This window comes from Erwinia sp. TECH1 (genome assembly GCF_054057575.1).
This window is the reverse complement of record NZ_JBSRZK010000001.1, coordinates 3,228,117-3,248,886: the sequence shown is the minus strand read 5'-3', so window position 1 is coordinate 3,248,886 and position 20,770 is coordinate 3,228,117. Positions and strand designations below refer to the sequence as shown.

The window sequence follows — 20,770 nt, the reverse complement described above, 5'->3', positions numbered from 1 at the left end:
TTTTTATGGCGTATTCAGGCTCAGGCCGCGTCAATATCGTGTCGCTGGCAAGCGGTGAAACACTGCTCGTCGAAAACGATTCACAGGCTTACACCCTCAGCGAACCCAGTATCGTCACCTTACAGGGCGCGCCTTCTCAGGTTTCTGCCTGGCAGAGGCAGGGCAGCGATTTGATCCTGTATCAGGATGGCGGCGTCTCGCGTTTTCAGCAGTTTTTTAGTACCGATCCACAATCGCAAAGCCAGCTGATTTTTCAGGATGGCGCTACGCAGCAGCAGGCGCTGTTCGCAAACGAAGCAGATGAGGCTGAAACAACCGTCACACTGACGCCGACGCTGGCTGCGGTGCCGGCAGCCGTCGAAACAGTGGATTCCACGCTGATTGTTAACAATATGGCCGTGCCTGTTGATAGCGTAGCAGCGGCCGTCACCACCACTCCCACAACGCCTTCGCCAACGCCTGGCACCGGCGCTGTTACCGCAGAAGCCTCGAACACACTGCCGACGCTGACCATCAATCCGGTTTCTGGCGATGACGCGGTTAACTATAAAGAGGGCGTTTACGGCGTCGAAATTACCGGCACCAGCACGCAGCTGGCCTCCGGCACGCGGGTAGAGCTGACGCTGGATGGTAAAACCTGGTCCGGCTACGTCAATAACAACGTCTGGTCGGTGCAGGTTGGCGACAGCGATCTGGCGGCGATCAAAGACGGCAGCTACACCTTTTCCGTCAGCGCCACCGACGCCAGCGGCAACAGCGTCAGCGCCACGCGCGATCTGCTGCTTATCAGCCACTACAACAGCAGCATCCCGCTGGTCACCACCGATGAGCTGACGCTGGCCGACGTGACTTATCAAAACGGCGAGCCGATCTACACCGTGACCGGCACGATGCAAACGCCTTTTCCGCTGACCATGTTTGCCGTTAAGGGCGAGATCGAGAGCTATCGTACCGGCACGCTGAATGCGGACGGCAGCTGGAGCGTGCAGCTCACTTCCCAGGATATCCATACTCAGCATGGGCAAAACGCGCTGGTGCTGGGCGTGCAGGACGGCGCGGGCAACTGGTTCGAGCAGCAGATTTATGTTACCACCGATTTGGAGACGCCGGTCGGCACGGGCGGCGGTGGCGCGGAAGTGCCGGTTCCTGTTCCGCCGGTAGAAAACCCAACGGACGGTACGCCGCCGGATAACCCAGGCACCACGCCGCCGGAAACGGGCGGCGGCGCGACCGCTACGCCGAAGCCAACTATTGCCGTACCTTTCGGCGATGGCTGGCTGAATCACGATGAGAAAACCCATAGCGAAACGCTGAGCGGCACCACGGGCGTGACGGGCAGCGGTCAACAGGTAGCGATCAATATCAGCGGCAGCCGCTATCAGGCAACGGTGGCGGACGACGGTAAATGGAGCCTGGCGCTGACCTCCGCCCAGCTGATGGGCACTGATTTCTCTACCGGCAAGCACTGGATTAACGTCTACGCCACTAATGCCGAAGGCGAAAGCGGTAAGACCGGCGCCTACTTCTTTACCGATATCAGTACGCCGCATGTCAGCGTCGATACGCTGTCGAACACGGATATCAACCTGAATAGCGCCCGGCAAAACGGCCTGGCCTTTACCGGCACGGGCGATGCGGGCGACGGACTGACGCTGACGCTGGGCACCCAGACCTGGCAGACGCTGGTCGGCTTCGACGGCACCTGGCGGGTAGACATCACGCCGCAGCAGGCGCAGCAGCTGCAATTGGGCAACTATACGCTGAAAGCCAGCGTGACCGATCCGGCGAAAAACGTTGGCACGGAGACGCAGGATATTACGTTTTACAACGGCGCGGTGACGCCCGCTGCGGCTGTTGACAGTGTTTCCGCCGACGATGCCGCCGCAGCCGCAGCCGCGACCGCCGGGCAGGCGATCCCCGCTGCCCAGCCTGAAGCAGACAGTAGCGGCGTGCTGCTGGCCGCCACCGCCGTGCCGCATCCCACTATCAATACGCCTTTTGGCGATGGCTGGCTGAATCGCAGTGAAAAGCTTGACGGTCAGGCCCTGGTCGGCACGACCGGCGCGATCGGCAGCGGCCAGACGGTTACGGTGAATATCAACGGCGTGGACTACCAGGCCGCGGTGACCAACGATGGGAACTGGCGTCTGGATCTGAATACCGAAACGCTGCTGCACAGCGAATTTAATACCGGCAAGCGCTGGATCACCGTGACCGCCAGCAACGCGGAAGGCGAAACGGGTAGCACCCAGGCTTACTTCTTTACCGACGTCAGCACGCCGCAAACGGCTATCGACACCCCTGCTGACGGGACGCACATCAATCTCAACCAGATCGCCGAAAATTATCTCTTTACCGGCACGGGCGATGCGGGCGATGCGCTGACCCTGACGCTGGGCGCGCTGACCTGGCACACCACGGTCGGCTTTGACGGAACCTGGCAGGCGGCGCTGACGCCGCAGCAGGCGCAGCAGCTGACCGCGGGCGACTACACGCTACAGGCCACGATTTCGGACATGGCGAAAAACGTCGGCTCCAGTTCGCTGGCGCTGGACTTTTACAGCGGCAGCACGTCGCCGACCGTCACCATTAACAGCCTCTCCGACGACAACCGCGTCAATCTCAACACCCTTACCGATGATTACGCCATCAGGGGAACCGGCGAGGTGGGGGCCAGGGTTACCGTGTCCATCGGCTCGCTTGCACTCGGCTCGGTTATCGTAGGGCAGAACGGCGAATGGACAACCTGGCTGTACGAGAACGACGCTAAGCAGCTGACCGCCGGTAATACCACGATACTCGCCAGCGTGCAGGATTCGGCCGGGCATGAACACAGCGCGTCGCTAAGCGTGGAGCTTTATGCGGCGGACGTGCAGCCAACGCTGACCATGGATACGGTGGAAATCAACGATATCGTTGATTACGCCAACTATCAGAATGATGTCCAGCTGCACGGCGACAGCTGGGGTCTGCATACGGACACCGAAGTCACCATTACCCTGGCCGACAAAACCTATACTGGCTATGTCTACGCCAATCACTGGATGGCCACGATCCCTTCAGCGGATATAGAGGCGACGGCGGACGGCTACTATAACCTTAAGGTCAGCGTTGAAAGCGCGGGCGGCAATGCCAGCGCCAGCCGCGACGTCCTGCTGCTGTCGCATTTTCACAGTAGCGATCCCGTGCTGACGTTTAACGCGCTGACGCCAGAAGATGTTGTTTATCACGACGATAATGCTTACTACCTTATCAGCGGTACGGTGACCGAACCGCTCCCCGTAGACAAGCTGTCGTTTTATGGCGGCGAGCTGCTTAATTACTATGATATCAACGTGGCGGCGGACGGCACTTTCACCTCCGAGGTGCCGGTAAGCGAATATACCTCCATTTCTTCTACGCCTGGCTTCTACGTCTCCTATCAGGACGCGGCGGGCCATTGGTATGAGACGCGGGATAGCGTCACTCTGCCGGATGCGCCAGCCACAGTAGAAACGGCCGATCAAAGTACGTTTAGCCTGCTTGCGGAGGCTAATCCCCTGGATGACGTTAGTCACGCCAGCGCCACGGATGCGCACGAGAGCAGCGCGGCAGCCGTAACGGAAAGCGGCGCTACCGGCGGCGAACCGGCCGTAGCCAGCCACGTCGAAAGCGTTGCTCCCACCGCTGGCACCGAGGGCAATGACACCTTTACGCTCTCCACGTTGAATCTGCTCAGCAATCTGAACGGCGGCGCCGGTCACGACACGCTGGTGCTGGGCGGTGCGCACGAAGCGCTGGATTTCGCCTCGCTGGGCCTGAAGATTGGCAGCGTTGAAACGATCGACCTCGGCACCTCCGGCAGCAACAGCCTTACGCTGGGGCAAAAGGATCTGCTGGCGCTGACCGACAACGCCAGCGAGGCGCTGACCATCAAAGGCGCGGACGGCAGCGCGGTGACGCTGAGCACCGCCGAAGGCGGCGTCTGGAACGAGGCCGGTATGCAGACGATCGCCGGTCAGCAGTTTGATCTCTATCACAATTCCTCCGCAAGCCATGAAGGCACGCTGGCGGATGTCTTAATTCAACATAATCTACAGGTACAGACTGCCTGACGTAACAGGCCGGCGCGGGGTTGCCGCACCGGCCGTTTTTTCACCAAAAAGGAAGAAGGAAGAGAGGACCAGGATGAAGAAAGTGTGGGTATCTTTGTGCCTGGCCGCGCTGTGCGGCACCGTGGGACAGAATGCGCTGGCAGCAAAGCAGCAGAAAGTGGAATTTAACTGGCGTGCCGCTCCCACCGAGGAGCAAATCTCAACGCTGACGCTACGTGAAGCTATCCTCCGGGCCTTTGCCCGCAACCCAAAAATCTCCGAGGCCGCCGCGCAAATCCGCGTGGGCGAGGCCGATCTGGATGCCGCCGAAAGCGCCTGGTATCCGCAAATTTCCCTGGCGGCGACCGGTGGACGATCGCATACCACCGACTCCTCCGGCAGCCTCAACAACAACGGCTCTGGCGGCATTACCCTCAGCCAGCTGCTGTATGACTTTGGCCGCACCGGCGGCGCTATTGACGAACAGCATCACCTCTCGGAAGCCTATCGCTTCGCCCTTTACGACACCATGACCACGGTGGCGCAGGATACGCTACAGGCCTATTTGCAGGTCAAACGCTACCGGGCGCTGGTGGAGGCGGCCAAAAACAACGTCGCCTCGCTGGAACATGTCAAGGACATCGCCCATATGCGCGCCGACGCGGGGTTAAGCTCGCAGTCGGACGTGCTACAGGCGGAAACCCGCATCGCCGGGATGCACGCGACGATGGAGCAGTACCGCGCTTCAGAACGCTCTGCGCTGGCGCAGCTGACGGTGCTGACCGGCGTGGTGCCCAGCGCGCTGCCGGAGCTGCCGCAGTCGCTGTTGAATCAGCAGATCACGCTGGACAGGATCGCCTACGAAAAAAGCGCGGCGGTGCGCAGCGCGCAGGCCAAACAGGAAGCGGCGATCGAACGCGTTCGCCAGGCGTCCTCTAACCACTGGCCGACCATCAAAGTGCAGGCGGGCCGCACGCGTTATGAAAACGCCACCCGATCCTATTGGGACGATGAGCTACAGCTTCAGGTAGAAGCGCCGCTTTATCAGGGCGGTCTGGTCAACGCCAGAACCCGCGCGGCGGAAGGCGACCGCGAAGCGGCCCAGGCCGCCGTCGAACAGTCCAAGCTGGATATCAATCAGAGCGCCTCCACCGCCTATGCCGACATGATTGGCGCGCAGCAGCGCCAGACGGCAGGCGAGCAGCAGCTGAGCAGCGCCGCTCACACCCGCTCGGTTTACGCCGACGAATACAAATTAAATAAGCGCAGCCTCAACGATTTACTGAGCGTTGAGCAGGATGTCTTTCAGGCTGACAGCAGCCGTCTGACCGCGCTTTACGACGGCTGGGACGCCACCGTGCGCTACGCTTCCGCCGTCGACAACCTGCTGGATATTATGGGCATCGATCGTGAAGCCACCAGCGGACAAACCCTGCCATCGCTCTGATGCCAAACAAGATAAGGCCGTACTTATGACCAAAACCGCTAGTACTGAAAACTGGATTGACGCGATGCTGCGCGTGGCGGCGCGCTTTGGCAAACCGGCGGATGGCTCCACGCTGCGTCAGCAGATGCGCTGGTTCGAGCATCTGACGCCCGCGCAGCAGCTGGAACGGCTGGCGGGCCTGCTGGGCCTGCATCTGACCATGATGCCGCGCGATAAAATTCGCTGGCGGCAGGAGGTGACGCCGGTGGTGCTGATTATGGAAAACGGCAGCGTGGTGGTGGTGGAAACCATCGATACGGAGGGCAAAGCGCGCTACTGGCTGAGCGACGGCGGCGACGTGGTGCGGGAAAGCGAGCTGGCGGTGCTGCTGGCGCAAAGCCAGGAGCAGGTCGGCATTGTCGGCGTGGCGGCGCGCGGACGCGACGCGCGCATCGACGAATTTGTGCAGCCGTACAAAAAGCACTGGTTCTGGGAAAACTTTCGCGGCATGGGCCGCCGCATCATGGAGATTTCGCTGGCTTCGGTGGTCGGCAACGTGCTGGCGCTGGCCGGCATCCTTTTCTCCATGCAGGTTTATGACCGCGTGATCCCGGCGCAGTCGGAGCCGACGCTGTGGGTACTGTTCGCCGGCGTGCTGATTGCCGCCGCCATCGAATATGTGATTCGTTTGATGCGCACCCAGGTTTCGGATCTGATGGGAAAGCGCATCGATCTGAAAGTTTCCTCCATGCTGTTCGCGCGTGCGATGAATATTCGCAACGAAGCGCGGCCAAAATCCACCGGGTCTTTTATCTCGCAGCTGCGTGAAATCGATCAGGTTCGCGAGCTGCTGACCTCGACCACCGTGGGCGCGGCGGCGGATATGCCTTTTGTGATCCTGTTTTTATGCCTGATGGGCTTTATCGGCGGCCCGCTGGTGATTATTCCGCTGCTGGCGATCCCGCTGATCGTTATTCCGGGGCTGCTGGTACAGTTCCCGATGGCGAAGCTGGCGAAAGAGGGGCTACGCGAGGGCGCGCTGCGCAACGCGGTGCTGGTGGAAACCATCGAAGGCATCGAAGATATCAAATCTTTACAGGCGGAACCCTATTTCCAGCGGCAGTGGGAGCAGACGCATGAGGTCAGCGCCACTATCGGCATGCAGCAAAGGCTGTGGGGCGCGAGGCTGACCGGCTGGGCCTCGACGGTGCAGCAGCTGACCTATGCCAGCATGTTGGTGTTCGGCGTTTACCTGGTGCTGAACGGCGATATCACCACCGGGACGCTGGTCGCCAGCAGTCTGCTCTCATCGCGCACCATCGCGCCGCTGATGCAGCTGACCATGGTGTTTTCGCGCTGGCAACATGCCAAAACCGCGATGGCGGGTCTGGATGAGCTGCTGAAAAAACCGCTGGATCAGCCGGAAGAGGGCGAAATGGCGCACTGTCCGACGCTGACCGGCCATTACGATCTGCGCGGCGTACAGTACAGCTACGATGAGGAAAACGTCAAAAACGTGGTCACCATCAACCAGCTGCAAATCAAGCCGGGCGAGCGCGTGGCGATCCTCGGTAAGGTCGGCGCGGGGAAATCCACGCTGCTGAAGCTGCTGGCCGGGCAGGCGCGGGCAACGCAGGGCAAAGTGATCGTCGACGGCGTGGACGTTCAGCGCATCGATCCGGTAGATCTGCGTCGTCAGCTGGGCTGGCTGTCGCAGGACTCGCGCCTGTTTTTCGGCACGCTGCGGCAAAACCTGATGCTGGGCAATCCGCACGCCAGCGAGCAGGAAATGCTCCAGGCCCTGAAGGTCAGCGGCGCGCTGAGCCTGGTGCAGCAGGATGCGTCCAGCCTTGACCGTATTATCAACGAGGGCGGGCGCGGCCTGTCCGGCGGGCAGCGGCAGATGGTGATGCTCAGCCGCATGATCCTGCGGCAGCCGCAGGTGGTGCTGATGGACGAGCCGACCGCCTCGATGGATGAAGCGCTGGAAGAGTATGTGATCCGGCAGATGCAGGGCTGGCTGTCGGGCCGCACGCTGGTGCTGGTCACGCACCGTCCGGCGCTGCTGAAGCTGGTGGACAGAATTATCGTTATGGATAACGGGCGCATCGTGGCGGACGGCCCGCGCGATGATATTTTACGCGCCGCCGCCGCGCAGACGGCGAAGCAAACCGGCGGACAGGGGGACGCAGCATGAGCCTGATACTGATCGACCGCAGCCTGAAACGTAACGAAAAGCGCACCTCGGCTATTATCTGGCTCTGTACCGCCGCGCTGGTGATCTTTTTTGTCTGGGCGCACTTCGCCATTCTGGACGAGGTCACGGTCGGCACCGGTAAAGTCACGCCGTCCAGCCGCGCGCAGATTATCGACAGCCTGGACGGCGGCATCGTCAATCAGCTGAACGTGCATGAAGGCGATATCGTCGAAAAGGGCCAGGTGCTGGGCCGTCTCGACCCCACGCGCTTTCAGTCCAATTTTGGCGAGGCGGCAGCTAAAGCCCGTACGCTGCGCGCCTCGGCGGAACGACTGCGTGCTGAACTGACCGGCGCGCCGCTGGCGTTCAGCGCTGAAACGCTCAAGGAGCCGGAGCTGGTGGCGCGCGAGACGCAGCTTTTCCAGTCGCGTCGGCGCAACCTCACGGAAACGGTCAGCAACCTTACCCAGTCGATGAAGCTGGTGCAGGACGAGCTGCGCATGACCGAGCCGCTGGTGGCGAAAGGCGCGGCGGGGCAGGTGGAGGTGATCCGGCTGCGTCGGCAGATTAGCGATCTGCGCGGTAAGATCGACGAGGCAAAAAATGACTACGCGGTACGCGCGCGCGAGGAACAGGTTAAAAACAATGCCGATCTGGATGCTCAGCTCCAGGTACTGACCGGTAAAGAGGATCAGCTGACGCGCGCCACGCTCTATTCGCCGGTGCGCGGCATCGTCAAAGATATCCAGGTCACCACCGTCGGCGGTGTGCTGCAACCGGGCGGTAAGCTGATGGAGATTGTTCCGCTGGAGGATCAGCTGCTGATTGAAACCCGCATCAACCCGCGCGATATCGCCTATATCCGTCCGGGCTTGCCTGCGGTGGTCAAAATCACCGCCTACGACTCTTCTATCTACGGCAATCTGGATGGCGAAGTGGAGACGGTTTCGCCGGATACGCTGCAGGACGAGGTTAAACGCGACCAGTATTACTATCGCGTTTACGTACGTACGCAGAAGGCGGAGCTGGTCAATAAGGCCGGCAGAAAATTCCCTATCGTGCCCGGCATGGTGGCGAACGTTGAAATTAAAACCGGCCAGAAATCGGTCATGGATTACCTGGTTAAGCCGCTGAATAAGGTTAAAGAGTCGCTGCGCGAAAGATAATTACTTACGCCGCTGAATAGTGAATGAAATAAACTTTTATCATTCGCCGTTCAGCGGTTTTTTTTGGCCTTAATTATAACCGTAGAAACAGCGAGGCGTTCTGCAGATAGCGGCCATAAAAAAAGCCGAACACAAGGTTCGGCCGAAAAATAGGGTAAAACAAAACATTCGGGGTGAATGAAGGTAATAATGAAATAAAATGATGATAGCCCGGTTATTATAAACCAAAATGCTACGCCTTTTTATCATTCAGTGCTCACACAAGTAACATTACATAACCATATGAATCTTCAAAGATTAGCTATTACTTGACATTACGTGCGTTATTTTTTATCACTGCGTGCGGCCATAAAGTTCCCGGTTATTATCATTTTGTAATATTTGAATTACAAAATGAAACACATTCGGAAATTTAGTAGCATTTTCTTTATAGATTATTACTGTCCGCGCTCTACCATGAGGGTGCCGACTGAATTTTCGACGTTCAGCACGCAGTGGTAAATAAGGCATATAACAAGAGGGTAATACAAAATGAAACTTCGCGTTCTCTCCCTGGCCGTTCCGGCCATGCTGATCGCAGGTTCTGCCGGCGCGGCAGAAATCTACAATAAAGACGGGAACAAGCTCGACCTGTTTGGCAAAGTAGACGGCCTGCACTATTTCTCTGATAACGATGGCTCCGATGGCGACCAGTCTTATCTGCGCTTCGGCTTCAAGGGCGAAACCCAAATCAGCAACGAGCTGACCGGTTACGGCCAGTGGGAATACCAGGCGGCGCTGAACACCACGGAAAATGAAGGCACCGCAGACAGCTACACGCGTGTTGGCTTTGCCGGTCTGAAATTCGGCGATGCGGGCTCTCTGGACTATGGTCGTAATTACGGCGTGGCTTACGATATCGGCGCATGGACCGACGTGCTGCCGGAGTTCGGCGGCGACACCTACGGCGCGGACAACTTTATGTTCCAGCGCTCCAGCGGCCTGGCGACCTACCGCAACAACAATTTCTTCGGTGCGGTTGAAGGCCTGAACTTCGCTATCCAGTATCAGGGCAAAAACAACAGCGGCACCGAGCTGGACGGACGTGACGTGCTGGCGCGCAACGGCGACGGCTGGGGTTTGTCCACCACTTACGATCTGGGTTCCGGCTTCGGTATCGGCGCGGCGATGTTCAGCTCTGACCGCACCAACGAACAGAACAATAACACCAACGGCATTCTGGGTAACGGCGACAAGGCAACAGCCTATACCGGCGGTCTGAAATATGATGCTAACAACATCTACCTGGCGGCGATGTATACCCGTTCTTACAACGCAACCCGCTTTGGCGACAGCAGAAGCGACGACAGCATCTACGGTTACGCCAACACGGCGGATAACTGGGAAGTGGTGGCGCAGTATCAGTTTGACTTCGGCCTGCGTCCGTCTCTGGCGTTCGTCAGCTCTCGCGGCTCCGATATCGAAGGATACGGCACGCAGAACCTGAAAAAATATGTGGATGTAGGCGCGACTTACTACTTTAACAAAAACATGTCTACCTACGTTGACTACCAGATCAACCTGCTTGATGACAACAACTTTACCGACGCTGCCGGCATCAACACCGATGACGTAGTAGCGCTGGGCTTAGTATACCAGTTCTGATTTACGCGGGAGCGCGCCATGCGCTCCCGCTTCTTAACTCTTCGCCGTTTCCCTGCGCTTAGCGTACCTCCCTGACCACTTTCTCAGCGAAAACGTGGACGATTGAGCTGTCTGGTATGCGTCTGCTTGTAATGCTTGTAGCCTGAAAAGATAATCAGCGCGAGACAGACGAAAGGCAGCAGAAAGTAGATCATAAAGACCTCCATTATTGCGGCAAAGCGCCGCGGTAAAGTGGGTTCAATGGGTATACTGAGTAGCATCCGTCAGAAGATCAACCCCGCCTGGTCCGGCGCCATGCTGCATTTTCACGCTTTCAGGACCAAAACTATTGCAGGGAAATTTGCGTAATATGAAGAAGAAATGGCTGTACTATCCTGTTATGGCAGCATTTATCCTGCTTTCCGGCTGTGACCGTCATCGTGAAACCGTTGGTGCGTCAGCCATGGTGCTGGAAGGACGCACTATGGGAACATTCTGGAGGGTTAGCCTCGCCAACGTTGACCCCGGCCTGAAAGAAAATCTGCAAAAAGCGGTACAGCAGCAGCTGGATAATGACGATCGGGAGCTGTCGACCTGGAAAGCCGATTCGGTGCTTTCGCGCTTTAATCAGTATCGCGGCAGCGACCCGCAGCCGGTCAGCGACAACATGGCGGACATCGTCACTCTGGCGCTGCGCATCGGCCAGAAAACGCACGGCAAAATGGACATCACCGTCGGGCCGCTGGTCAATTTGTGGGGATTTGGGCCGGTTAAGCAGCCTGCCACCGTGCCGACGCAGGCGCAGATTGCGGCGGCGCGCGCGCTGACCGGCCTGCAACATCTGCGCGTTATCCAGCGCAGCGAAGGGGCTTATCTGCAAAAGGATCTGCCGAATCTTTATGTCGATCTGTCCACCATGGGAGAAGGGTTCGCCACCGATCATCTGGCGCGCCTGCTGGAAAAAGAAGGGATCAATAATTACCTGGTTTCCGTTGGCGGCGCGGTGCTGACGCGCGGCCAAAACGCCGAAGGCAAGGCGTGGAAAGTAGCGATCCAGAAGCCTACCGATAAAGAAAACGCGGTGCAGGCGGTAGTGGATCTGCAGGGGCACGGTATCAGTACCTCCGGCAGCTATCGCAACTATTATGAGCTGAACGGCAAACGCATTTCGCATGTGATCGATCCGACCACCGGCGAGCCGATCCAGCACAAGCTGGTTTCCGCAACGGTGATCGCGACCACCGCGCTGGAAGCAGACGGTTGGGATACCGGCCTGATGGTGCTTGGCGAAGAGCAGGCGAAGGCGCTGGCGCTGCGCGAACAGCTGGCGGTTTATCTGATCGTGAAGCAGGGCAACGGCTTTAGCAGCTGGATGTCGCCGCAGTTCAGCGCCTTCCTGCTGCCGGAAGCGCAATAGCGGCATTTACTCACGGGCAACGGCCCGCTAAGGAGCCATTATGCTGGACTTATTTAGTGAAGAAGCGCCCTGGCTGGAGCCGCTGGCGGAAGGCGCGGCTATCCTGCGTCGACGCGCGCGGGACGAGGCGGCAGCGCTGCTGGCGCTGGTTGACGATATCGCCGCGCAGAATCCTTTTCATCACCGCATTACGCCGGGCGGACACCGCATGTCGGTGGCGATGACCAACTGCGGCGATTTCGGCTGGTCGACGGACGCGCGCGGCTATCAGTACAGCGAATACGACAGCGTTAGCGGCCAGCGCTGGCCGGCGATGCCGGATCGCTTCCATCAGCTGGCGGTGGCCTGCGCGGAAGAGGCCGGTTTTCCCCATTTTCAGCCCGATGCCTGCCTGATTAACCGCTATGCGCCGGAGGCGAAGCTCAGCCTGCATCAGGACAAGGACGAACAGGATATGCGCCAGCCTATCGTCTCTGTTTCGCTGGGCCTGCCCGCCGTGTTTCAGTTTGGCGGCTTCGAGCGAGGCGACGCGGTGCAGCGCGTGCTGCTGGAGCATGGCGACGTGGTGGTATGGGGCGGGCCGTCGCGCCTGCGCTATCACGGCATCCTGCCGTTAAAAGCGGGCAGCCATCCGGCCACCGGCGCATTTCGCTATAATCTGACCTTCCGGCGCGCTTTTCGGTAAACGAGAATTATTATTGCTATCGTCCCGCTTCTCATTAAACTGCAGGCTGCTCAGAATAATGGGATAGTGTCATGGAGTTGCTTCGCGTCGTTTACCGCCAGTATCGCTGGCCTTTTGTGCTGGTTATTGGCCTCAGTTTGCTGAGCGCCGCGCTCGGTATCGGGCTGATCGCTTTTATCAACCGCGAGCTGATTGTTTCGCTGAACGCCGGTACCTGGCTGCTGCCGTCTTTCCTTGGGCTGCTGCTGCTGCTGATGGCGGTGACCCTGGCCTCGCAGCTGGCGCTGACGCTGCTTGGCCACCATTTTGTTTATCGGCTGCGCGGTGAGTTTATTCGACGCATTCTGGATACGCAGATCGAACGTATCGAACAGATCGGCAGCGCCCAGCTGCTGGCCGCGCTGACCAGCGACGTCCGCAGCATTACCCTTGCCTTTGTGCGCCTGCCCGAGCTGATCCAGGGCGTGATCCTGACTTTAGGTTCGGCCGCTTACCTGGCGTGGCTGTCGCCGAAAATGCTGCTGATCACCACTCTCTGGCTGACCATCACCATCGTCGGCGGCTGGCTGCTGGTCTCCAGAGTCTATCGCCATCTGGCGAAGCTGCGCGAGCTTGAAGACGCGCTTTACGCCGACTATCAAACCATTATCGAAGGGCGCAAAGAGTTGGCGCTTAACCGCCAGCGCGCGCAGCAAATTTACGAGACGGTTTATCAGGAAGACGCTCGAGCATATCGTCACCATATTGTGCGCGCCGATACTTTCCATCTCAGCGCGGTGAACTGGTCGAATATCATGATGCTGGGCGCCATCGGGCTGGTCTTCTTTATGGCTAACGGTCTGGGCTGGGCGAATACGGCGGTAGCGGCGACCTATTCGCTGACGCTGCTGTTCCTGCGCACGCCGCTGCTTTCCGCCGTCGGCGCGCTGCCTACGCTGCTGAGCGCCCAGGTTGCCTTTAACAAGCTCCACACCTTCAGGCTGGCGGCTTACCAGGAAAGCTTTGCGCAGCCCGCCGCCGCGCGTGCGTGGCAAACGCTGGAGCTGCGTGACGTGGTGTTTCATTATGGCGACGGCGGCTTTGCCGTCGGCCCGATCGACATGACGCTGAAACGCGGCGAGCTGGTCTTTCTGATCGGCGGCAACGGCAGCGGTAAATCCACGCTGGCGATGCTGCTGACCGGCCTTTATCAGCCGGTATCCGGGCAGATCCTGCTGGACGGCGTGCCGGTGGCGGCAACGGAGATGGCGGACTATCGACGCCTTTTCTCCGCCGTCTTTACCGATGTTCACCTGTTTGACCGCCTGATCGACGCCAGCGGCGAGCCGGCCGATCCGGCTCAGGTACAGCTGTGGCTGGAGCGCCTGCATATGCAGGATAAACTCAAGCTGGAAGGCAACCGGGTGCTGAACCTTAAACTGTCGAAAGGGCAGAGCAAGCGTCTGGCGATGCTGCTTGCTACGGCGGAGCAGCGCGACATTCTGCTGCTGGACGAATGGGCCGCCGATCAGGATCCGCATTTCCGCCGCATCTTCTACCGCGAGCTGCTGCCGTGGCTGAAAGAGATGGGCAAAACCGTTGTTGCCATCAGCCATGACGACCACTATTTTCTGCACGCCGACAGGCTGCTGGAAATGCGTGAAGGCAAACTAAGCGAGCTGATCGGCGAAGCGCGCGATCAGGCTACGCTGGATGCGGTAAAACGCACCGGCACCGACTAGCCTGCCGACGCCGGCTTGCCGTCACTCAGGCTGGCTAAAAAATGGATAAGCCAGCCTGAGGCTATGGCTTAATAAGGGCCAGTGGGCGTATCGGCCGCCTGCGTGACGATGACCCAGCTGGTCAGCTGCCCTTCAGCCAGCGCCACGCGGCCGGTAAACAGCGTGCCGACGGGAAAGCCTGGCGATAAGGCCCGGTTCAACCGCAGCGTGACGTTGGTCAGGCCGGCCCGGCAAGCGATGATTTCCGCCTCGTTGAAATGCATAAACTGGCGGAAAAGCGGGAACAGCGCCTTATACAGACTCTCCTTGAGGGAAAAAGCGGCGGTGAGCGCGGTCGCGAACGGCACGCCGCTGCTCTGTAAAATGCCGTGTTCGCGCTCGTTAATAATCATCTCACGCATCTCTTCCGCCGCTTCGGGCCGCATAATCTCTTCGCAATCCACGCCGGGCTGCTTTCCCGTCACCTTATCGGCCAGCAGGAGGCTGATGCAGGCGCGGGTATGCGAAAGGGAACCCGCTATTCCTTCTGGCCAGACCGGCGCGCGGTCGGCATCGTTAGTCAACAGGAAGTCGTCAAAGCCAAACTGACGCAGCGCTGCACGCACGCACAAGCGGCTGGCAAGGTATTCCGCCCGGCGTTTCGCCACGGCTTTATTCAGGTGAGCAGGGAAGGGCAGGCGATAGTCGGTGAACAGTTGGTCGCTGTAATAAGCCAGATCGTAGCGGGCCTGTACCAGCAGAACATCAGGATGTTCTGCCAGTCGGGAACTGACGGGCGCGGCTAAAAACCGATCTTTGGGTAAGGTGGCGCCCGACAAAATCGCCGGTTCGCTCTGTGCCGGTCTGTTGAGCCAATCAGAACGCATTTCTTCTGCCTGTTAATCAAAAAGAGGATTTAAGCAGGTTAGCGTACCGAGAGTAAAGCACGGCGCAGGTTACTTGTTGGGAGGAATGTGCAGCCCTTTCAGTGAAACGACAAAGTGCTTATTGCCGCGGGAAATCTTCGCGCCGCGATCGCACCAGTGGCTGGCGAATCGAAAAAAATCATCGCTGTCAATGTCATAGGCCAGTTCAACCTTGCTGATACCGGACTGCAGCATCTCTTCAGCGTCCCTGTAATTTCTTGCCTTAATGATTGCCATTGGGTTACCTGTTACTGCCTCAAAAAGTGTAGGGTCAGCCTATGTCAAGAAGATGACAGTTTTGTTGCAGCGTCTGGCTTTAAGATTAAGGCTAATGCCAACCGGGCCGGCAAGAAGTGTGCTTTATGACGGAAGCACTTTCGTAGAGGCTTTCTGGTCAACGTATTGAAGCTAAATTGGCGACTTTTTAATGACTTATAATTGGTCTCAGGATCACAGGGCGCTGAAAATGCTGGCCTGACACCTGACACCTGACGCCTGACGCCTGACGCCTGACGCCTGACGCCTGACGCCTGACGCCTGAACCCTGACACCTGACACCTGACACCTGACACCTGACACCTGACACCTGACTCCTGAGCCTGAGCCTGAGCCTGAGCCTGAGCCTGAGCCTGAGCCTGAGCCTGAGCCTGAGCCTGAGCCTGAGCCTGAGCCCCGAAGGCTGTAAGTAATTATACGCGGCTGTATCAGGCTGTTGGCCAGTCAGCGCTGAACCACCATACCGCCTTGATCTGGCTGATATCTCAGTAAGCATTGGCTGGTACTTTCTGATAATAATTAATTAGCGCGATATTCAAGTGTGGAAAATGGTTACTTTCACTATCTGAATAAGCTGGGCGGTGGGCAAAAAGGCTGAATTGTAAACGTTTACAGACAGGCAAAGCTTTTTCAGAACTTTCCGGTAAGAGACGTCACCTTATGCTCGTTTTCGTTATACTTTGTAAGTTATTTAAAATTAAGGTGATTTTTTTACAACCCTGCTTCTCTGGCGGCCAGCTTTTATGCCGCATCCTTTTCTAAGATTCCTCCCATGTGTGAAGTGTTGTTTATGAGTGCTATGTTGCCGCTTTTGTTGTTTTAGGCTATCAGAGGTCACCATGGAAACGCGAATAAAACACCTGGATGGAATGCGGGGACTAGCAATACTGCTGGTGATCGGCTTTCATGCCTGGGCCAGATGGCCTGAATACCTGGGGTACGTTTCGTTTACTAAGGATTTTCCTTTATTCGCCTGGGGCTATCTGGGCGTGCCGCTGTTCTTTATGATTTCCGGGTTCGTTATTTTTATGACCCTGGATAAATCAAAAAGCTTTATAAACTTTATGTTTAAGCGCTGGCTGCGGCTCTTCCCGGCCATGCTGATAGTAACGCTGCTGATCTTCGCTACGGCCAGCTTATTTAGCGAAAGACCGCTCGGCGTCCCGCATCCGGCCAATGCCATTCCGGGCCTGACTTTTATCAGTCCAGAGATACTCCAGTATTTGACCGGTGTGACCTTTAAACCGCTGGAAGGATCGTTCTGGTCGCTTTACGTTGAAGCCGCGTTTTATATCTTTATCGGTGCCGTCTACTTTACGCTGGGCAGAAAATACTGCCTGCCTTCGCTGCTGGTGCCGATGTTTCTGGTGGCGGGCGCCTCCGCCTTCAAAATGATTGGTCATCCGGCCATTGCGGATTTTATCTCCAAGTTCGGCTTTATCCACTACTCATGGTTTATGATCGGTTGCCTGGTGTATGAGCGGCTGCATCAGCGCGACGCCAAATTCCATTACGCACTGGTGCTGGTGGCGGTGTTGATTAACTTCAGTTATTACATCAAAAACAATGGCTATATCGTTATTTTACCGCTGCTGCTGATGCTGGCGCTGTTTATCGTCAGCTTTTACAGCCGGCTCGTGGAACGACTGCTGTCAGGAAAGTTTCTGACGCTCACCGGCTTTATCAGCTACACCATCTATCTGCTGCATGAAAACATGCTGATCGCTACGTTAAGGAAGCTGGAGCGCCATATCAGCAGCGATTACGTGATGGTCTTTATGCCGATAGCGGTAGTCGCCGCGCTTTACCTGGTTGCCTGGCTGATCACTAAATACATTGAACCGGCCGTCAGAGATACGCTGAGGAACCTTATTCTGTTCCGAGGGAAAAAGAAGGCACTGCCCAACGGCTAAGCGCGAACGGGCAGGGCGGTTGCTGGCAGAGAGGGCACAGCGGCCGTAAAGCCGTAAAAAAAAGGGCGCAGATGACTGCGCCCTGAGTTTATTTCACTTCGGTAATCACGCTGCCTTCATGGGTGGACGGCTGCTCTTTTGTCTTGCGGAAGATCGCCACCGCCAGCACCAGCGCCGCGACGGCAGGTATAGCGCCGATATAGCCCACCGAGGACATGGAAAGATCCAGGCTAACCTTATTGCCCAGCAGCGCGCCCGCGCCGATGCCAATATTGAAAATACCGGAGAACATCGCCATAGCAACATCGGTGGCGTCCGGTGCCAGCGTCAGCACTTTCATCTGCATCCCCATGCCGATCATCATAAAGGCCATGCCCCAGAACAGCCCCAGCACAATCAGACCGGCCTTGCTGGCCGCTACCGACGCCAGCAGCAGCAGGCAGATCGACAGCAGTGCGATAGAGCCGGTCAGCAGCGGCGACAGGCGTTTTTCGCCGCTCTTGCCAAAAATAATGCTGCCGGTAATGCCCGCAATGCCGAAAATCAGCAGCAGAAGCGTGGCGAAGCTTTGGTCAAATCCGGCTACTTTCTCGACAAAAGGTTCAATGTAGGTAAACGCGGTAAAGTGCGCGGTCACCACGGCGACGGCCAGCACGTAAAGGCCTACCAGCGCAGGGCGGCGCAGCAGATCCGGCAGGCTTTTCAGCGAGCCGGTATGCTCCGACGGCACGCGCGGCATAATTTTTAAAATCAGACCCAGCAGCACTAAAGCTCCGACGCCAATGGCCAGGAAGGTGCTGCGCCAGCCGAATGCCTGACCGATAATTCTGCCCAACGGCAGGCCCAGCACGGAAGCCAGCGCGGTAGCGGTCGCAATCAGGCTCAGCGCCTGCGCTCTTTTACCCGGCGGGGCCAGCCTGACCGCCAGCGATGCGGTAATAGACCAGAACAGCGCATGGGCCAGCGCTACGCCCGCGCGGCTCAGCAGCAGCACGTCGAAGCTCCAGGCGAAAAAGGCCAGCACATGGCTAAAGGTAAACAGGCCAAAGATCGCAATCAGCAGCACGCGCCGATCGGTATTGCTGGTCATCAGCATCAGTGGCAGCGACATTAGCGCCACAATCCACGCATAGATGGTCAGCATAATGCCCGCCTGCGCCGATTCCATGCCGAAGCTATGGCCGATATCGGACAGCAGGCCGACAGGCATATATTCCGTGGTATTAAAGATAAACGCAGCAACAGCCAAAGCCAGAACGCGTGACCAGGCAACTTTGCGTGAAACGGTAACGGTGTTCATATCAGTCATAGGCTTCTGCTCCGCAAAACTCAAAACGCGTCATTCTAAAGCCGGCCGCATAAAATTCAATCCGAAAGTGATCGTCATCACACTTTTTACATAGTTTGAAGGTTTAGAAAAGGCTATATCCTGCTACGACGTCGCTGGCCAACAGACCTGGGGAGTTATTTGCGGGCAGGCAGCAGCATGCGGTCAGGCGTAGATGTTCAGCAAAGGAGGAAACAGATAAGCATAAAGAGAGGCGCTAACGGGGGGGCCGAGGACAGTCTTGGTTACGCTGCGTTTACCACCTCGTTGATATCAGCCGCACGCTTTTGGCTTTTCCCTTCTGGTCATTTTCAGCCCCTGAATGCATTTGCGATAAAACAGCCCTGTGAGGGGCTTTGATCTATCTATAAAAGCCTGACGTCTGCCCATCAGTTCAGGCCGTCAGACCGTTGCGGGCCATCACCAGCGGTTTAAAAGCCAGTCAGGCGGCGTGTTGACCCGCTGCCATGATCCGATCGAATACGTCTACGGCAGCGCTGGCACCGCCTGCCTGAGAGATTTCTTGCTGTAAGACGGCCAGGTTTCTCTGACAGGCCGGATCGGCGCTTATCTCCTGCGATGCCATAAGCAGACTGGCTGCAGAAAGGGTTTCCCGAGGCAAATATTTTCCTATGCCCAGCGCCTGAATCCGCCGGGCATTGAGGCGTTGTTCGGCCTGCTGCGGTACGGCTATCATCGGCACCCCGAAATAAACGGCCTCCATCAGGCTGTTCATTCCGGCATGGGTGATAAACAGGCTTGCCGCCTGTAGCACATCAAGCTGGGGTATCTGACGGTGAATTTCAATATTGGCGGGCAGCTCTCCCAGCTGGGCAGAATCGACATAGCGGCCAATAGCCATTACGACATGCCACTCGCTATTGGTGAAAGCCTGAATGCAGGTGCGGAAAAAGGCGGTCTGATGCGTATAAACCGAACCCAGCGAGATGACGACAACCGGCCGTCCTGCTGTTTTTAGTCGCCAGCCAGGCTGCGCGGCCAGTGGCCTGATTTCGGGCCCGACAAAGGTTACGCCAGGGGGAATAGTGTCTGGTTTTTCCTGAAAAGAGCGCGGAATAAAGGCAATGGCAGTATCGCGGGCAGCCAGGATGGCACGAAGATCCACGTTCAAATTATTGTCGTGCAGCATTTTTTCCAGAATCGGTATGCAGGGCCACTCTTCGCCCGACAGGCCCAGCCACTCCTCGGACTGCCCCTGATAGCTGACGTGGGTAGGATTAAGGCTGATGGCCGGAACTTGCCAAAGATGGGCGAATATCTTGCCCAGCCAGCTAAGCGGGCCGTAGGCGATAATGTCGGGCCGGTCGTTCTCAAAGGCCGCCAGCAAAGGGCGACAGGTCGCCTGTGCTTCCCGTGCCAGCTCGCGGACAACGTAGCCCATCTCCTCTGGTCGTGGCTGCTCTTTAGTAAAAGTGGGTTCAAACAGAACCGGCGTGGCGCCGCAGGAAGCGACAAGAGAGGAAAACTCTGGCGAGGTGGTATAGCTGACCCTGTAGCCCCGCGCGACCAGTGCCTTGACCAGCCCCAGGGTCGGGTTGACGTGTCCTTGTTCAGCGCAGTTAAAAATGGCCACGTGCCGTTGGGTATTCTTGCCGCTTATATTCACCGTCATAGTCAGTTTTCCTGAAAGAATGAGAGTTAAAACCGCTTTAGTTTTCCCTGTGCCCGGCCACTGTTGTAACCGCCCGTATAGCTGGCCATTGCTATCAGTCACGTTGGCTCAGGGATTCTCAAAGATATCATTCAGTTAATGAAATTAATATGTCAGGATTTTCTCATAACAAAGAGCGCCGCCGGGCTAACAGCCTTGCACCGGGTATGAGCCGGCATGACAATATTTGGGATAATGTGGTGGCCGAGTCGTTCTTCGATTTACTGAAAAAAGAGCGTATAAGAAAAGGATCTACAAAACTCGCGATCTGGCCCGCGCCGATATCTTCGATTACATTGAAGTGCTCTGAAATCAGGCCCGGTATCATAGCCAGCCCGGGGCATCAGTCCGTAGGCCTGCGGACAGGTT

At 57.6% G+C, this 20,770-nt stretch carries 13 protein-coding genes and 1 pseudogene; 10 read left to right on the top strand and 4 right to left on the bottom strand.

Going from position 1 to position 20,770, the window contains the following annotated elements:
* The first annotated feature begins 5 nt into the window (after nucleotides 1-5).
* The 8 genes from ACVWZ0_RS15280 to ACVWZ0_RS15245 all read left to right on the top strand — a co-directional run bounded on the left by ACVWZ0_RS15280 (nucleotide 6) and on the right by ACVWZ0_RS15245 (nucleotide 14,308).
* A complete protein-coding gene (locus ACVWZ0_RS15280) occupies nucleotides 6-4,094 on the top strand; it encodes a BapA/Bap/LapF family prefix-like domain-containing protein (protein WP_253459845.1) in 4,089 nt (1,362 codons plus the stop codon).
* A gap of 73 nt (nucleotides 4,095-4,167) precedes the next feature.
* Nucleotides 4,168-5,520, top strand: a complete 1,353-nt coding sequence (locus tag ACVWZ0_RS15275; protein ID WP_253459848.1) for a TolC family outer membrane protein — start codon at nucleotides 4,168-4,170, stop codon at nucleotides 5,518-5,520.
* Between the two features lie 25 nt (nucleotides 5,521-5,545).
* Complete coding sequence (locus tag ACVWZ0_RS15270; RefSeq protein WP_253459851.1) at nucleotides 5,546-7,696, top strand: type I secretion system permease/ATPase; 2,151 nt, start codon at nucleotides 5,546-5,548, stop codon at nucleotides 7,694-7,696.
* Entirely contained in the window at nucleotides 7,693-8,862 is a 1,170-nt protein-coding gene (locus ACVWZ0_RS15265; RefSeq protein ID WP_253459854.1) for an HlyD family efflux transporter periplasmic adaptor subunit, read from the top strand. The genes ACVWZ0_RS15270 and ACVWZ0_RS15265 overlap by 4 nt, the downstream gene beginning before the upstream one ends.
* Before the next feature lie 531 nt (nucleotides 8,863-9,393).
* Nucleotides 9,394-10,506 carry a porin OmpC gene (ompC, locus tag ACVWZ0_RS15260; protein ID WP_253459856.1) on the top strand — a complete coding sequence of 371 codons (1,113 nt, stop codon included), beginning with the start codon at nucleotides 9,394-9,396 and terminating at the stop codon, nucleotides 10,504-10,506.
* Nucleotides 10,507-10,855: 349 nt separating this feature from the next.
* A complete protein-coding gene (gene apbE, locus ACVWZ0_RS15255) occupies nucleotides 10,856-11,902 on the top strand; it encodes an FAD:protein FMN transferase ApbE (RefSeq protein ID WP_253459859.1) in 1,047 nt (348 codons plus the stop codon).
* Between the two features lie 40 nt (nucleotides 11,903-11,942).
* The gene (gene alkB / locus ACVWZ0_RS15250; protein WP_253459863.1) at nucleotides 11,943-12,587 is read left to right on the top strand and encodes a DNA oxidative demethylase AlkB; all 645 of its coding nucleotides are present in this window, start codon (nucleotides 11,943-11,945) and stop codon (nucleotides 12,585-12,587) included.
* A gap of 71 nt (nucleotides 12,588-12,658) precedes the next feature.
* Entirely contained in the window at nucleotides 12,659-14,308 is a 1,650-nt protein-coding gene (locus ACVWZ0_RS15245) for a multidrug ABC transporter permease/ATP-binding protein (protein ID WP_253459866.1), read from the top strand.
* A 68-nt stretch (nucleotides 14,309-14,376) separates the two neighbouring features.
* On the opposite strand, the gene ACVWZ0_RS15240 is transcribed toward ACVWZ0_RS15245, so the two are convergent.
* Both ACVWZ0_RS15240 and ACVWZ0_RS15235 read right to left on the bottom strand, forming a co-directional pair.
* Nucleotides 14,377-15,174: a 4'-phosphopantetheinyl transferase family protein gene (locus ACVWZ0_RS15240; protein ID WP_253459869.1), complete on the bottom strand. Its 798-nt coding sequence runs from the start codon at nucleotides 15,172-15,174 to the stop codon at nucleotides 14,377-14,379.
* A gap of 69 nt (nucleotides 15,175-15,243) precedes the next feature.
* Entirely contained in the window at nucleotides 15,244-15,450 is a 207-nt protein-coding gene (locus ACVWZ0_RS15235; protein WP_125288215.1) for a hypothetical protein, read from the bottom strand.
* 878 nt (nucleotides 15,451-16,328) lie between these two features.
* On the opposite strand from ACVWZ0_RS15235, the gene ACVWZ0_RS15230 reads away from it, so the two are divergent.
* Complete coding sequence (locus ACVWZ0_RS15230; RefSeq protein ID WP_301251153.1) at nucleotides 16,329-17,402, top strand: acyltransferase family protein; 1,074 nt, start codon at nucleotides 16,329-16,331, stop codon at nucleotides 17,400-17,402.
* An 88-nt stretch (nucleotides 17,403-17,490) separates the two neighbouring features.
* Here the strand turns inward: ACVWZ0_RS15230 and ACVWZ0_RS15225 are convergent, their stop codons facing one another.
* Together ACVWZ0_RS15225 and ACVWZ0_RS15220 are read right to left on the bottom strand one after the other, a co-directional pair.
* Nucleotides 17,491-18,702 (bottom strand): sugar transporter, encoded by a 1,212-nt coding sequence (locus ACVWZ0_RS15225; protein ID WP_253461269.1) that lies wholly within the window; start codon nucleotides 18,700-18,702, stop codon nucleotides 17,491-17,493.
* Nucleotides 18,703-19,171: 469 nt separating this feature from the next.
* Nucleotides 19,172-20,362, bottom strand: a complete 1,191-nt coding sequence (locus tag ACVWZ0_RS15220; RefSeq protein WP_253459873.1) for a macrolide family glycosyltransferase — start codon at nucleotides 20,360-20,362, stop codon at nucleotides 19,172-19,174.
* A gap of 188 nt (nucleotides 20,363-20,550) precedes the next feature.
* Between ACVWZ0_RS15220 and ACVWZ0_RS15215 the strand changes: the two are divergent.
* A pseudogene (locus ACVWZ0_RS15215) lies at nucleotides 20,551-20,705 on the top strand (IS3 family transposase); the annotation flags it as partial.
* Between the last annotated feature and the right edge of the window lie 65 nt (nucleotides 20,706-20,770).